The organism is Streptomyces sp. NPDC048560, from assembly GCF_040650955.1.
Taxonomy (GTDB): domain Bacteria; phylum Actinomycetota; class Actinomycetes; order Streptomycetales; family Streptomycetaceae; genus Streptomyces.
Map to the genome: position 1 here is coordinate 110,764 of NZ_JBEZIJ010000002.1, position 12,220 is coordinate 122,983.

Annotated in this window: 15 protein-coding genes; 5 read left to right on the top strand and 10 right to left on the bottom strand. The window is 73.4% G+C overall.

The window, feature by feature from the left end:
- The first annotated feature begins 44 nt into the window (after window positions 1-44).
- Together AB0C82_RS07255 and AB0C82_RS07260 are read left to right on the top strand one after the other, a co-directional pair.
- Window positions 45-629 (top strand): TetR/AcrR family transcriptional regulator, encoded by a 585-nt coding sequence (locus tag AB0C82_RS07255; protein WP_362837265.1) that lies wholly within the window; start codon window positions 45-47, stop codon window positions 627-629.
- Between the two features lie 141 nt (window positions 630-770).
- Window positions 771-1,904, top strand: a complete 1,134-nt coding sequence (locus AB0C82_RS07260; protein ID WP_362837267.1) for a hydrolase — start codon at window positions 771-773, stop codon at window positions 1,902-1,904.
- Here the strand turns inward: AB0C82_RS07260 and AB0C82_RS07265 are convergent.
- The 7 genes from AB0C82_RS07265 to AB0C82_RS07295 all read right to left on the bottom strand — a co-directional run bounded on the left by AB0C82_RS07265 (window position 1,847) and on the right by AB0C82_RS07295 (window position 8,244).
- A complete protein-coding gene (locus AB0C82_RS07265; protein ID WP_362837269.1) occupies window positions 1,847-2,575 on the bottom strand; it encodes a 4'-phosphopantetheinyl transferase superfamily protein in 729 nt (242 codons plus the stop codon). The genes AB0C82_RS07260 and AB0C82_RS07265 overlap by 58 nt on opposite strands.
- A complete protein-coding gene (locus AB0C82_RS07270) occupies window positions 2,568-3,518 on the bottom strand; it encodes an MBL fold metallo-hydrolase (RefSeq protein WP_362837271.1) in 951 nt (316 codons plus the stop codon). The genes AB0C82_RS07265 and AB0C82_RS07270 overlap by 8 nt, the downstream gene beginning before the upstream one ends.
- Window positions 3,515-4,504 (bottom strand): aromatase/cyclase, encoded by a 990-nt coding sequence (locus AB0C82_RS07275; RefSeq protein ID WP_362837273.1) that lies wholly within the window; start codon window positions 4,502-4,504, stop codon window positions 3,515-3,517. Before AB0C82_RS07275 ends, AB0C82_RS07270 begins: the two co-directional genes overlap by 4 nt.
- A gap of 47 nt (window positions 4,505-4,551) precedes the next feature.
- Complete coding sequence (locus AB0C82_RS07280) at window positions 4,552-5,346, bottom strand: SDR family NAD(P)-dependent oxidoreductase (RefSeq protein WP_362837275.1); 795 nt, start codon at window positions 5,344-5,346, stop codon at window positions 4,552-4,554.
- Window positions 5,347-5,362: 16 nt separating this feature from the next.
- Window positions 5,363-5,620 (bottom strand): acyl carrier protein, encoded by a 258-nt coding sequence (locus AB0C82_RS07285; RefSeq protein WP_362837277.1) that lies wholly within the window; start codon window positions 5,618-5,620, stop codon window positions 5,363-5,365.
- A gap of 72 nt (window positions 5,621-5,692) precedes the next feature.
- Window positions 5,693-6,982, bottom strand: a complete 1,290-nt coding sequence (locus AB0C82_RS07290; RefSeq protein WP_362837279.1) for a ketosynthase chain-length factor — start codon at window positions 6,980-6,982, stop codon at window positions 5,693-5,695.
- The gene (locus AB0C82_RS07295; RefSeq protein WP_362837281.1) at window positions 6,979-8,244 is read right to left on the bottom strand and encodes a beta-ketoacyl-[acyl-carrier-protein] synthase family protein; all 1,266 of its coding nucleotides are present in this window, start codon (window positions 8,242-8,244) and stop codon (window positions 6,979-6,981) included. The genes AB0C82_RS07290 and AB0C82_RS07295 overlap by 4 nt, the downstream gene beginning before the upstream one ends.
- Before the next feature lie 174 nt (window positions 8,245-8,418).
- Here AB0C82_RS07295 and AB0C82_RS07300 point away from each other — a divergent pair, with 174 nt between their 5' ends.
- On the top strand, window positions 8,419-9,429 hold the full coding sequence (locus AB0C82_RS07300; protein ID WP_362837283.1) for an acyltransferase domain-containing protein: 1,011 nt from the start codon (window positions 8,419-8,421) through the stop codon (window positions 9,427-9,429).
- On the opposite strand, the gene AB0C82_RS07305 is transcribed toward AB0C82_RS07300, so the two are convergent.
- A complete protein-coding gene (locus AB0C82_RS07305) occupies window positions 9,411-9,665 on the bottom strand; it encodes an acyl carrier protein (RefSeq protein WP_362837285.1) in 255 nt (84 codons plus the stop codon). The genes AB0C82_RS07300 and AB0C82_RS07305 overlap by 19 nt on opposite strands.
- Window positions 9,666-9,785: 120 nt before the next feature.
- Between AB0C82_RS07305 and AB0C82_RS07310 the strand changes: the two genes are divergently transcribed.
- Window positions 9,786-10,244: a nuclear transport factor 2 family protein gene (locus AB0C82_RS07310; RefSeq protein WP_362837287.1), complete on the top strand. Its 459-nt coding sequence runs from the start codon at window positions 9,786-9,788 to the stop codon at window positions 10,242-10,244.
- A 5-nt stretch (window positions 10,245-10,249) separates the two neighbouring features.
- Entirely contained in the window at window positions 10,250-10,924 is a 675-nt protein-coding gene (cofC, locus tag AB0C82_RS07315; protein ID WP_362837289.1) for a 2-phospho-L-lactate guanylyltransferase, read from the top strand.
- On the opposite strand, the gene AB0C82_RS07320 is transcribed toward cofC, so the two are convergent.
- Window positions 10,894-11,385 carry a MarR family winged helix-turn-helix transcriptional regulator gene (locus AB0C82_RS07320; protein WP_362837291.1) on the bottom strand — a complete coding sequence of 164 codons (492 nt, stop codon included), beginning with the start codon at window positions 11,383-11,385 and terminating at the stop codon, window positions 10,894-10,896. The genes cofC and AB0C82_RS07320 overlap by 31 nt on opposite strands.
- 55 nt (window positions 11,386-11,440) lie before the next feature.
- The gene (locus tag AB0C82_RS07325; protein WP_362837293.1) at window positions 11,441-11,917 is read right to left on the bottom strand and encodes a hemerythrin domain-containing protein; all 477 of its coding nucleotides are present in this window, start codon (window positions 11,915-11,917) and stop codon (window positions 11,441-11,443) included.
- Window positions 11,918-12,220 lie beyond the last annotated feature (303 nt).

The window sequence follows — 12,220 nt, forward strand, 5'->3', positions numbered from 1 at the left end:
ACTGCCTCGCGAGCCGCTTGAGCGGCCGAACTATGCTCTCGGCCATGTCCGCAGCTCCCGAACGCGCCGACGCGGCGCGCAACCGCCACCGCATCCTGACCGCCGCCGCCCGCATGGTGGCGGCGGGCGGCGTGGAGCGGCTCGCGCTGGACGAGGTGGCCAGGGCGGCCGACGTGGGAGTGGGTACGGTCTACCGGCGCTTCGGGGACCGCGCGGGGCTGGTCTTCGCCCTGCTGGAGGAGCAGGACGAGCTGTTCCGCGCCCGGATCGCGGACGGTCCCCCGCCACTGGGGCCACGAGGCGCTCCTCAGGAGCGGCTCCGCGCCTTCCTCAACGCGCTCGTCGACCTCTCGGTGGAACAGCGCCCGCTGCTGCTGCTGGCCGAGTCGAGCTCCCCCTCCGCGCGCTACCGCAACGCCTCGTACGCCTTCCAGCACACCCACACCAGCGGCCTGGTGGCCGAGCTGCGCCCGGACGCGGACGCGGCGTACCTGGCGGACGCCCTGCTCGCACCCTTCGCTCCCAGCCTGATCGACCATCAGGTGCGCTCGGGCGGCTTCTCCCCGCAGCGCATCAAGGACGGGCTCGACCAGCTGCTGCGAGGGCTGCTTCCGCCCGGTGACGGCTGAGGCGTTCCTCCGCCGCTCGGCAGCGGCGGGGGCCGTCTGTCGAGCCGGTCTCCAGCCGCCTTCCAGCGCCGGGCGGAAGCGTGACGGCGACGGGTGCGCGAACGCAGACCGCGCACGACGCGGTCCATGGGAGGCACAACCATGCTGGACACCGAGGAACTGGCCCGACAGGCCGCCGCATCCGCGCAGACGGCCGAGGAAGCCCGCGCACTCGACCCCGACGTGGTCAAACTGCTGTTGGGCGCCGGATTCGCCCGTCATTTCGTGCCCCGTGCCCACGGGGGCACCGAGGGCACCTTCGCGGACCTCACGGACGCCGTGGCGCGGGTCGGCGCCGCCTGTCCCGCCACCGCCTGGTGCGCCTCGCTGGCGGCGAACCTGGGCCGGATGGCGGCCTACCTGCCGGCCGGGGGACAGCAGGAGGTGTGGGAGCAGGGGCCCGACGCACTGGTCGCCGGCTCGCTCTCCCCGTTCGGCAAGGCCGCCCCCTCCGCCGGGGGCCACACCGTGTCCGGCCGCTGGCCCTACGTCAGCGCCGTGGCCTACGCGGACTGGCTGCTGCTGTGCGCCACGCTGCCGGACGGAGCCGCGCCCCGGGTCTTCGCGGTGCCCCGCGCCGCGGTGGACGTCGTGGAGACCTGGGACAGCGCCGGCATGAAGGCCACCGGCAGCCACACCGTGGTCGTCACGGACGTCTTCGTGCCCGCCCGGCGGTCGTTCGCCCGCGCCGGCCTGCTGACCGGGACGCCCGTCTCCGCCGTGGCCGCCTGCCACACGGTGCCGCTGGAAGCGTCCAACGGGCTGTCCTTCGCGGCGCCGCTGCTCGGCGCGGCAGACGGGGCGCTCGGCCACTGGACGGCGTACGCACAGGTCAAGGCACGGTCCGCGGTACTGAACCCGCAGGCTCCCGGCCCCAGTCGTGAGGCACTCGCCGGAGTGCTCGCCCATGCCGCCGGGGAGACGGATGCAGCCCGGCTGCTGCTCGAACGGTGCGCGCGCGTCGCCGACCTCGGCGCGGACGTGACGCCGGAGCAGATCCGGCGCAATCTGCGCGACACCGCTCTGGCCGTACGGATGCTGGCCTCGGCCGTGAACCGGCTGGTGGCCAACGGCGGGACGACGGGGTTCAGCGGGGACCGGCCGTTGCAGCGCTACTGGCGGGACGTGAACGCGTCGGTGACCCACATCGCGCTGCAGTTCGACGCGGCGGCGCTGGCCTACGCGGAAGGCCGGCTGTGGACGACGGAGACCAGCAGCCCGCAAGCGGCGCGGTAGCGGCCGGACAGCACGGGCAGGGCGGGCGTGGCCCCTTGGAGGGGGCCCGTCGGCTCGGCCGTCAGGGAGCCGGTGGTCCCGCCGCACGAACCGGTGTGCGTACGGGGCCGGAACACGACGCGGACCGAGCGGAAGGTCAGCGGGGCGGCCGTCAACGGGTTCCAGGCCTTGTAGACCGCCTCCTTGACACTGAACAGCAGTGTCTCCCAGGGCAGCCCCGCCACGGCCGGCAGCGCCGCCAGGTGGGCCAGTTCCTCGTCCGAGGCGATCGCCGCCCGCATCGCGGGCCGCAGCGGCACGGCGCGCTCCGCGTCGATGCCGAGAACCCCGCCCGGGCGGGCGGGGGCGGCCACGGCGGCGCGGTATGCGGCGCTGTGCGTGATGCTGCCCGTGAATCCGGGCGGCCACAGCGGTTCACCCCGCCGTCCGCGCCGCAGCGGGCCGGACGGGTCGGGTGCGCCGGCCGCCGCGAGCGCCCGGCGGGCGCACCAGCGGGCGGTGGCGAACTCCCGGCGCCGCCGGTCCACCGCCGCCCGGCCGAGCTCCGCCTCCTCCAACGGGTGCGGGCGCAGCCAGGCCGGGTCGCCGAGGCAGTCCGCCGCGTGCGCCCGGTCCGGCAGCAGCCCGTCGAACAGGCCCGGCGAGGTCGGGGGTGGCGGGCCTTCAGGCATGGGAGCGGGGCAGGACTCCGCCGTTGTACTCGACCATCTCGCCGAAGATCCCGATCACGTCCATCTCCTGGCCCAGCGGCTCACCGGCCAGCTCGGAGTAGGCGCGGTGCAGGTTGGCCACCAGCCGTTCGGGGTCGAGCAGGCCGGCGAACTCTCCCGGCCCCGCCTCCCTGGCGAGCTGGAGCGGCGTGAGCCCGGCGGCCCGGCCCTCGGCCGCGATCCTCTGGAGCCGGCGGAAGTAGTCCTCCGTGTGGGCCAGCGCCTCGGGACCGCTGACCGGTCCGTGGCCGCCCACGACGGTCAGCGGCTCCAGGTCGCGCAGGAGGCGCAGGGTTGCGAGGCTGCCCGCGACGGAACCCATCAGCACGAACGGCGTGCAGCCGGGCAGGACGACGTCCCCCGCGAACAGCACACGCTCGCGCGGCAGCCAGACCAGGGTGTCGTTGGTGGTGTGCGCGGGTCCCGGGTGGATCAGCTCGATCACGCGCTCGCCCTGATGCAGGGTGATCCCCTGGCGGTACGTCAGCTCGGGGAGCATGAGCTGGATGTCACCCCACTCCACGGCGGGCCACAGACCGGTCAGGCCGAGTCCGGCCGCCGCCATCTCCGTACGGGTGCGCTCGTGGGCGACGACGACGGTGTCCGGCCCCGCGAGTTCGGCGTTGCCGAAGGTGTGGTCCCCGTGGAAGTGGGTGTTGACGATCAGCCGGGGCCGTTCGGGGGTGAGGCCGTGCAGGGCCGCGCGCAGGGCGCGGGCCCGGGCCAGGGTGGCCGCCGTGTCGACGAGGACGGGCCTGCCGCCCCGGCCCGGTTCGAGCAGGATCCCGGCGTTGCTGACGCACCAGCCGCCCTCGGGCTGGATGTAGGCGTACGTCGCGTCGGCCACCTCCTCCAGCCGGCCGGGGGCCCTGGGCGGCGCCCCGGCCGTGGTGCCGGCGGTCACCGGCCACCGCCGGTGCCGCCGAGCCGGTCGCGCATCGCGCGCAGCGTGCCCCGGCTGTTCGCGCCGATGATGTCGCGGGCGCGCACCTTCGCCTGGGCGACGGTGGTGCCCGCCCCGAAGACGTCCTCGACGGCGCCGGGATCGATCGCCACGGTGTGCCGGGCGGTGACCCTGGTGCCGTCGGGGCCCCGGGTCACCAGCCACTCGCCGGTGTGGGCCAGCAGACCGCGCGGCGGCGTCGTCTGCTTGTAGACGATCCGCTCCTTCCCGAAGCACAGCCGTACCGACTGGGTGAAGTGGGTGCTGCCGTCGGCGGCCGAGGTCTGCATGTCCATCGTCTGGACGTCGGCGCCGGCCGTCGTGTCGTCGGCCGGGACGGTCTCCAGGTCGATCCCGGCGACGTGCGGCAGGTACTCGGGCCACAGGTCGGCGCGGTACAGGAACTCGTAGACGTCCGCTGCCGGCGCGTCGACCGTCTCGTGGTCGCTGAAGGCCAGGATCAGGGAGTCCGGCTCCTCCGCCCGTTCCGCCCAGCTGCGCAGCGCCGCGATCTCCGTGTTGCTGTTCGCGTCCAGCGCGGCGGCGATCCGGTCGGCCGCGTGCGGGTCGCCCGCCGTGCTCCAGCGGTGGCCGAGTTCCAGCCTGCCGGGCGAGCCGTCCTCGAACAGCCAGTGGCCGGTCATCGCCGTCAGTGGCGGTGCCGGGTTCTCCTGGGCGAAGCCGATGCGCCTGCCCGCCGGGTCGAGCTCCCGGCGCGAGGTCCAGCTGCGCACCTCCAGGCCGACCACCGCCCAGAGCCTGATGCGCTGGACGCCGTCGGTGCGCTCCAGCTCCTGGGACCAGATGCAGGGCGCGAAGAGCAACGGCCAGCGCCCCACGTTCTCGATGAGCCGGTAGGCGCGGTCGGCCGGTGCGGCCAGCTCCGTGACGTGCTCGGCGGAGCCGGTGGGGCTGTCCGCGGTTCTCGGTTGCGTCGTGGTGTCCACGCGGTCCTTCTCCTCAGTCCGGTGTGTGCCGGGGCTCGGGGCGGGTGTCAGTAGTTGCCGAGGCCGCCGCAGACGTTGATCGCCTGTGCCGTGACCGCCGCTGCCGCGTCCGAGACCAGGTAGGCGACCATCCCGGCGACCTCCTCGGGTTCGGTGTAACGGCCGAGCGGGATCTTGGCGTTGAACTTCTCCAGGACCTCGTCCTCGGTGGTGTCCCAGAGCCGGGCGTAGTGCGCGCGCACGTTGCCCGCCATGGGTGTTTCCACGTAACCGGGGCACACGGCGTTGACGGTGATGCCACTCTTGGCGAGCTCCAGGCCCAGGGCCTTGGTGAACCCGACGACGCCGTGCTTGGACGCCGAGTAGGGCGCGCCGAAGACGACTCCCTGCTTGCCGCCCGTCGAGGCGATGCTGATGATCCTGGCGCGCTTCAGTTCCCTCATGCGGCCGGTCGTCAGCACCTGCTTGGTGACCAGGAAGACGCTGTTGAGGTTGGTGTTGATGACGTCGAACCAGAGCTCGTCTGGGACCTCGGCGGTGACGCCTCCCCCGCTGCGCCCGGCGTTGTTGACGAGTACCTCGACCGGCCCGTACCGGTCGACCGCGGACTGCACGAACTGCCGCACGCTGTCCGGGGAGGTGACGTCGCATGCCTGCCCGTCCACCGTCAGACCGCTCTCGCGCAGTTCCTTGACGGTCTGGGCGAGCGCCTCCGCGTCACGTGCGCAGAGGTAGAGCGGGTGCCCGAGGGCGCCCAGTGACTCGGCGACGGACCGTCCGATGCCCCGGGTCGCCCCGGTGACGACGGCGGTGCCCCGGGTCGTCCGCTGTTCCTGCTCCATGTGTCGGCCCCTCCCCTCAGGCGGCCTGGACGGCGGACTGGTTGACGAGGTCGAGGAACTCCCGGGGGGTGGTGATCTCGGTGACCTCCTCGTCGGAGAGGGTGACGCCGTAGCGCTGCTGCACGGCGGCCGCCGTTTCGAGCAGGGCGAGCGAGTCGTAGCCGAGGTCGGTGAAGGTGACGTCCAGGCTCTCGGACGTCAGTACGACGTTCTCGTCGGCGCCGGCGCACTCGGTGAGCACACCTGCCAGGTCGTGGAGGGTGATGACGGCCATGGGACAGCTCCTCGTGTGTGGTGTCCGGCCGGCGCCGGTGGGCGGGACCGGGTGTGGGGAAGGAACGGGGTGTCAGGAAGCTTCGGCGGCGCGGACGACGACGGCGGCGTTGAAGCCGCCGTGGCCGCGGGCCAGCACCAGCGCGGTGCGCAGGGGTGCTTCGCGGGGGGTGTCGCGTACGAGGTCGAGCCGGTGTCCGGCGACCGGGCTGGCGATGCCCGCGGTGGGCGGCACAACTCCGTCGCGCAGGGCGAGCAGCGCTCCCGCGACGTCGAGCGGGGCTCCCCCGCCGTACAGCCGGCCGGTGAGCGTCTTGGGGGCGGTGACCGACACGCCGTACGGCCCGAAGAGCGAGCGCAGGGCGGCTGCCTCCTCCTCGTCGGCCGCGGGCGTTCCGGCGGCGTCGGCGAAGACCACGTCGACGGCTTCGGGGGTCAGCCCGCTGTCGGCGAGGGCGAGCCGCGCGGCGCGTTCGAGGCCGGGCGGGCGTCCTGATCCGGGCCTCGGGGAGAAGGTGGCGGCGTATCCGGCGATCTCGCCGTACACCCGTGCGCCGCGCGCCCGGGCCGCCGTCGCGTCCTCCATGACGAGGATCGCGCCGCCCTCACCGGGCACGTGCCCGGCGGCGCGGGCGTCGAAGGGCAGGTAGGCGGTGGCCGGGTCGGCGCCGCGGGAGAGCCGGCCGCTCGCGATGTGGGAGGTCAGCCCCCAGGGGTCGAGGGAGGAGTCCATGCCGCCGGTCAGTGACAGCTTCACGCCCTGCCGCAGTGTGCGGCGGGACTGGCCGATGGCGTCGAGCCCGCCCGCCTGCTCGGAGACGAGGACCCCGCTCGGTCCGCGCAGTTTGTGGCGGATGGAGAGCTGCCCGGTGTTGACCGCGTAGAACCAGGCGAACGACTCGTAGACGCTCACCTTCTGCGGGCCCTCGGTCCACAGTTTGCGGATCTCCCGGTGGGTGAAGCCGAAGCCGCCGGTGGCGTTGGAGGTCACCACGCCGAGCGCGTAGTCGCCGTAGCCCTCCTGCCCGGCGAGTTCGGCCGGGTCCGCGCCGGCGTCGGCCAGGGCCTCGGCGCCGGCGACCAGGGCGAGGCGGGTCACCCGGTCGGTCTGCGGGAGCAGCCGTCCCGGGATGTGCTCGGCCGCGTCGAACCCGTCGATGGCGCCGATCAGCCGGGACGGGTAGCGGGAGGCGTCGTAGTCGGTGACCGGTCCGATGCCGCTCTCGCCGCGCAGGGTCGCCTGCCACCACGCCTCGGTGCCGAGGCCGTTGGGGGCGGCGACGCCGATGCCGGTGACGACGGCGCTCGGCCGCGCGGTGTCCCCGGCCGTTCCGGGGGCGGGCGTTGTGGCCGTCGCTGTCATCGCGCGGTCTCCTCTCGGGTGATGACCATGGCGGACTGGAAGCCGCCGAAGCCGCTGCCGACGCTGAGGACGTTGTCCACGCGGTGTTCGCGGGCCTCGTTGGGTACGTAGTCCAGGTCGCACTCGGGGTCGGGCTCGTGCAGGTTGGCGGTGGGCGGCACGGCGCCGTTCTCCATCGCCAGGGCGCAGGCGGCGATCTCGATCGAGCCGATCGCCCCCAGCGAGTGCCCGACCATGGACTTGATGGAACTGACGGGGACCCGGTAGGCGTGGTCGCCGAGGGTCTCCTTGAACGCGGCGGTCTCGTGCCGGTCGTTCTGCTTGGTGCCCGAACCGTGCGCGTTGACGTAGTCGACCCGGTCGGGTGCCAGGCGCGCCTGGTCGAGCGAGTGGCGGATGGCATCGGCCATCTCGGTGCCGTCGGGGCGCAGTCCGGTCATGTGGTACGCGTTGCAACGGGTCGCGTAGCCGCCGATCAGCCCGTAGATGTGGGCTCCCCTGGCCTTGGCGTGCTCCAGCTCCTCCAGCACGAACATCGCGGCCCCTTCGGCCAGGACGAATCCGTTGCGGGTGCGGTCGAACGGCCGCGAGGCGTGCTCGGGGTCGTCGTTGCGCGGAGTGGTGGCCTTGATCGCGTCGAAGCAGGCGACGGCGATCGGTGAGATCGGGGTGTCCGCACCCCCCGCGATCATGACGTCCACGGTGCCCTCGGCGATCAGGTCCCGGGCGTAGCCGACCGAGTCGAGCCCGGAGGTGCACCCGGTGGAGACCACCGTGGCGGGTCCCTCGGCGCCCACCGTCCACGCGACCTCCGCGGCCAGGGAGCTGGGTACGAAGGCGTCGAACAGGTGCGGCGACACGTAGTCGCTGTCCACCTCCCACAGCCGCCCGCTGTCACTGAGGACGAGGTACTCGCGTTCCAGGCTGGTGGTGCCACCGACCGCGCTGCCGATGCTGACACCCGTTCGGTGCGGGTCGAGTTTCACGAATTCCAGGCCGCTGTCGGCCAGGCACTCCCGGGCGCTGACGACGGCGAACTGCGCCGCCCGGTCGAGCCGTCGGGCCTCCCGCGGGCTGAGCCCGTACCGCTGTGGATCGAAGTCGACTTCGGCGGCGACCTGGGAGCGGAAGCGGGAGGGGTCGAAGAAGGAGATCGTACGGGTGGCTGTGCGGCCCGAGACCAACAGGTCCCAGAACGCCTTCTTCCCCACCCCACCCGGCGCGATGACGCCGATTCCGGTGATTGCGACACTTCGGTTCACTGTCCTGCCCCTCGTTCGGCTGCTTCCGACTGTCGGTGCCGCTCCTCGACCACCGCTCGAATACGACTGGCGCCCCCGGCCGGCGGGTCCACCGCCGGTCCACTCCAGGTCGAGACGGCGCGGCGAGGCTCGGCCGCGCGCCGGAGGAGCCGGCGGACGGACGAGGAGGGTTCTGTGGAGCTACGCCGACGTGTGCTTCTGCTGCCGGGCCAGGGGGCACAGCGCGAGCGCATGGCCGCCGGACTCTACGGCGCGCACGGGGAGTTCACCGCGTCCATGGACGCGTTCTTCGACCAGCAGGGCGAGCAGGGGCCGTTGCTGCGGACGCACTGGCTGCGGACGGCCCCGAACCCGGCCATGGACGACGCCGCCGTCGCCCAGCCGCTGCTGCTGGGAGTGGGGCACGCGCTGGGGCGGGCCGTGAGCGGGCCGGGCGGCGGGCCCGGCCTGTTGCTCGGGCACAGCGTGGGCGAGCTCGCGGCGGCCTGCCTCGCGGGGGTGTTCGACGCGGCGGACGTGGGCGCGCTCGCCTCGGCCAGGGCCCGGGTCCTGACGGACGAGGGTCACGGGGGGATGCTCGCCGTCGCGGGCACCCCGCAGGAGCTGTCCGCGGACCTGGGGCCCGGGGTGGCGGTCGCCGCGCTCAACGGTCCGCGCCAGACCGTGCTCGCCGGTCCGGCGGCGGCGCTGGCGGAAACGGCGGAGCGGTTGCGCGCCCGTGGCCGGGTCGTGCGCGCGCTGCGCTCCGGCCACGCCTTCCACAGTCCCCTCATGGAGAGCACCGCCCTGCGTTTCGGTGAGGCACTGGTGGCCCTCGGGCCGCGGGCACCCCGGTCGGGAGTCACGGTGGTCTCGACGCGCACCGGTGTCCCGGTGACCGTGCGGCAGGCCCGGGACCCGCACTTCTGGGGCGGCCAACTGGCCACCCCGGTGCGGTACTGGCCCGCTCTGCGGCATCTGCTGGACACCTGGGGCCGACGGCCGGGGCTGCTGTTGCTCGACGGGTCCGCGGACGGGAGCCTGGGCGCCCCCGCCCGGCACCATCCCGCGGTGCGGGAGGGCGCCAGCGAGGTCGTGCCCCTGTTGGCGCGGGGCCGGGACTGCGGTGGTCCGCAGGACGAGCGGGTCTTCGCCGAGGCGCTGACCCGGCTCGCGGAGTCCGGGGGTCAGGCCGCGGTGAGCTGACCGCGGACGTGCTGGATGAGGGAGGCGGGTGTCTTGAGTTCGTCGAGCTCCTCGTCGGGAATGGTGACGCCGAAGTCGTCCTGGATACGCAGGACGATCTCGTACACGGTCAGCGAGTCGAACCCCAGGTCGGTGAAATCGGTGTCCAGCGTGGAGTCCTTGATCTCCTCGCTGGTTGCTCCGCCGAAGCAGGCGCTCACGACGTCGCGGAACTCTGTGATGGTGAAGTCGGCCATGCGGAACACCGTGTGCGCCGGCGCTCGACGAAGCCTGGAGACCGGCTCGACACCGGCCGGACAGCCACGGCTCCGCCGCCCCTCGATCCCGCCTCCAGCCGTCGCGCCCAGCATCGGGACATGACCACCGACGAGACTCCCGGACCCAAGATCCCCTCGCCCGAACTGTATGTGGAGGTGACCCAGTTCTACGCCCGCCAGATGCACCGCATGGACGGAGGTGACTTCGGCGGATTCGCCGCGTCCTTCTCCCAGGACTCGGTGTTCGCTCCTGCCGGAGGCGGCGGCCTGCGTGGCCCCGACGCCATCGAGGCGGCCGCCCGGGGCGCTGCGGGCAGGTTCGGCGAGGGGCAGCCGCGGCACTGGTTCGACATGATGACGGTCGAGGAGGCGGACGACGGCTCCGTCTCCACCAGCTACTACGCGACGGTGACCGTCGCGTCGCCGGACGGCTCCGTGCTGGTGGAGCCGACCTGTTTCGTCCGCGACACCCTCGTCCGCGTGGGCGGCACGCTGCGCGCCCGGTCACGGGTCATCGAGCGCGACGACCTGGTGGCACGCGCCCGAGCCGAGGGCTGATCCCCGTGTGGTCGGTGGTACTGCCGGTCAAGCCGTTCAGCGCGGCCAAGAGCAGGCTTACGGACGAACTCGGCCCCTGGCGCAGGGAGCTGGCGCACGCCTTCTTCCTGGACACGCTGCGGGCGGTCCGCGCCACCGCCGGGGTCCGTACCGTCGTGGTCGTGACGTCCGACCCGCTCGCCGCCGCGCAGGCCCGCACCATGGGCGCGGACGTCGGCCACGACTCCCCCGGGCTCGGCCTGAACACCGCGGTGCGAGCGGGCGCCGCCCGGTCCTCGGCACTGAACCCCCGGGGACCGGTGGCGGTGCTCACCGCCGACCTTCCGGGGCTGCGCCCGCAGGAGTTGGCGGAGGTACTGGCCCAGGCGCTCCGGCACCGCCGGGCGTTCGTCCCCGACCACAACGGCACGGGGACGACCGTCCTCACGTCTCTCGTGCCCAGTGCGCTCGCCCCGAGCTTCGGGGCCGGTTCCGCCCGGTCGCACGCCGCGAGCGGGGCCTTCTCGATCGGCCCGGCGACGGACAGCGGGATCCGGCTCGACGTGGACACGCCCGAGGACCTGGCTCTGGTGACGCGGCGCGGCGTGGGGTCGTTCACGACGGCGGTCCTGCGGCTGCGCGAGGCGATGGATCCCGCGGCCCGTCCGGTTCAGGAAGTCTCGGCGAGCGCTTCCTCGTAGCCGTGGATGACGCGCACGACGGTGGCGCGCTCCTGGGGGCTGAGGCCGTCGAGGACCTGGTGCCATGCCTTTGCGCTGCTGGCCAGCCAGGCGTCGACGGCCCCGCGCGTGGTGGGGTCCTCGCTGATCGAGACGATGCTGCGCCTGCGGTCGCCGGGGTCGGAGCGGCGCTCGACGACCCCCTGGCGCTGGAGGTCACTGACCATCAGGCTGACGGTGGTCGGTGCGACTTCGAGGCGGGCGGCCAGGTCCTTGACCGGCGTGGGTCCGTCGAACAGCAGGCAGGACAGCAGCGACAGATGTCTGGGCGCCAGCCGGAGCGAACGGAGCTGCTCGGGCACCGGCGTCCTCTTGGCGCGCGAGATCAGCCGCGGCATCGTGAGCAGCATGGCGCGGACCGCGTCCTCCGTGGTGAGACGGTCCTCCGCGTCCTCACCCGGCACCTCTTCCGCCTCTGCCATGGTCACCTCCGGTCCAGGTCGGACACGCTACCCGACGGTCCGCACCCTCCCGCTCTCAGGTCGCCGGGGGCACGACGACGCCCAGGGCGGGGAGCAGATACGTCTCCTCGTAGAGGAAGTGCTCCTCCAGTCCTGCCACGGTCCGCTCCAGTTCCTCCTTCAGCCAGGTGACGTCCTGGCCGTCGTCGGCCGCCACGAGCTTGCCCAGGCGCTCCAGTCCCGCGGCCACCTGCCGGTGCTCCTCGCGGAGCCGCTCGATGACGGGAGCGATCTCGGGGTAGCGCTGTTCGAAGACGGGAAAGGCGCCGTCCTCCATGGTGTGGTGGTGGTGCAGTCCCAGGCAGTACTCCAGGCAGCGGTTGCGCAGCTGCTGGATGAGCGCGGCGTTGGCTCCCGCGTCGCGGACGGCCCCCGCCGCGCTCGTCTCGTCCAGGGCGGCCCGCAGCTCCGCCAGCTGGGCACGCAGTTCCCGGTGCCCGGTGAGCAGTTGCCGCCCTGCGGCCCGGCTGTCGATGTCCTGGGGAACGGGCATGAGGCTGCCTCCGCGAAGTCGGTTTGCTTCCAAAGCAAATGTACCTGGAGGTTACCGAGGCCCGCGCGCTCCCGTCAATCGGCCGCCGCGCGTCCGATCTCCGTCCGGCGCACCCTCGCAGGCACGATTCGCACGCCGGAACACGGCCCTGACCAGGGCTTCCCCAAGGGGGCGACCCGGCCGGACCCCGGTGACGACAAGGGACACCTGCCGCGAGCTGATCACCGACGACGCCGGCAACGCGGCCGGGGCGCTCACCAAGGGCGCCAGGGCCGAGGGGGGCGGCATCCCCGGCGCTGTCCG

Coding starts and splice junctions, on each gene's coding strand:
- AB0C82_RS07290 (WP_362837279.1), bottom strand. CDS start 6,982: ATGACAGCGACGGCCACAACGCCCGCCCCCGGAACGGCCGGGGACACC.
- AB0C82_RS07305 (WP_362837285.1), bottom strand. CDS start 9,665: ATGGCCGACTTCACCATCACAGAGTTCCGCGACGTCGTGAGCGCCTGC.
- AB0C82_RS07265 (WP_362837269.1), bottom strand. CDS start 2,575: ATGCCTGAAGGCCCGCCACCCCCGACCTCGCCGGGCCTGTTCGACGGG.
- AB0C82_RS07255 (WP_362837265.1), top strand. CDS start 45: ATGTCCGCAGCTCCCGAACGCGCCGACGCGGCGCGCAACCGCCACCGC.
- AB0C82_RS07285 (WP_362837277.1), bottom strand. CDS start 5,620: ATGGCCGTCATCACCCTCCACGACCTGGCAGGTGTGCTCACCGAGTGC.
- AB0C82_RS07280 (WP_362837275.1), bottom strand. CDS start 5,346: ATGGAGCAGGAACAGCGGACGACCCGGGGCACCGCCGTCGTCACCGGG.
- AB0C82_RS07310 (WP_362837287.1), top strand. CDS start 9,786: ATGACCACCGACGAGACTCCCGGACCCAAGATCCCCTCGCCCGAACTG.
- AB0C82_RS07325 (WP_362837293.1), bottom strand. CDS start 11,917: ATGCCCGTTCCCCAGGACATCGACAGCCGGGCCGCAGGGCGGCAACTG.
- AB0C82_RS07320 (WP_362837291.1), bottom strand. CDS start 11,385: ATGGCAGAGGCGGAAGAGGTGCCGGGTGAGGACGCGGAGGACCGTCTC.
- AB0C82_RS07260 (WP_362837267.1), top strand. CDS start 771: ATGCTGGACACCGAGGAACTGGCCCGACAGGCCGCCGCATCCGCGCAG.